This is a genomic window from Anaerococcus faecalis (assembly GCF_013371425.1).
Classification (GTDB): Bacteria; Bacillota; Clostridia; order Tissierellales; family Peptoniphilaceae; genus Anaerococcus; species Anaerococcus porci.
Genome location: NZ_JABVBA010000026.1, coordinates 1 through 653, shown reverse-complemented (window position 1 = coordinate 653; position 653 = coordinate 1). Strand labels below are relative to the sequence as shown.

Genomic DNA, 653 nt, shown 5'->3' with positions numbered 1-653 from the left:
AACGAATTTACTGCCATGCAAATGACAGCAGTTTATTCATGCGTGAGAGTTCTTGCTGAAACCTTGGCAGGACTTCCTCTTCATTTATATAAAAGAGGAAATTCAAACTCTAAGGAAAAAGCAAAAGAACACGCTATATATTTTCTTTTACACGATGAACCTAATACTGAGATGACTTCATTTGTATTTAGAGAAACACTAATGACTCATCTTCTACTTTGGGGTAATGCCTATGCTCAGATAATACGAAATGGAAGAAATGAGGTCATTGGACTTTATCCCTTAATGCCAAACAAGATGACCGTTATGAGAAGTGAAGATGGAGAAATCTTTTATAAATACAATCACAAATCAGAAGAAGTTTATCTTTTAAAAGAAGATGTCCTTCATATACCTGGACTTGGTTTTGATGGTCTTATTGGCTACTCACCAATTACCATGGCTAAAAATGCTATAGGTATGACTATGGCTTGTGAAGATTATGGTGCTAGCTTTTTCCAAAATGGAGCACAACCAGGTGGGGTTTTAGAACATCCAGGTATTATCAAAGACCCAGAAAGAGTAAGGGAGTCATGGAACGCAGCCTTTCAGGGGCCTAAAAATGCCAATAAAGTGGCTGTACTTGAAGAAGGGATGAAATACCAACCCATAGC

At 37.5% G+C, this 653-nt stretch carries 1 protein-coding gene; it reads left to right on the top strand.

What is annotated here, in order from left to right:
- A partial coding sequence (locus HV819_RS11380) for a phage portal protein (protein ID WP_235942788.1) occupies positions 1-653 on the top strand: 653 nt, incomplete at both ends.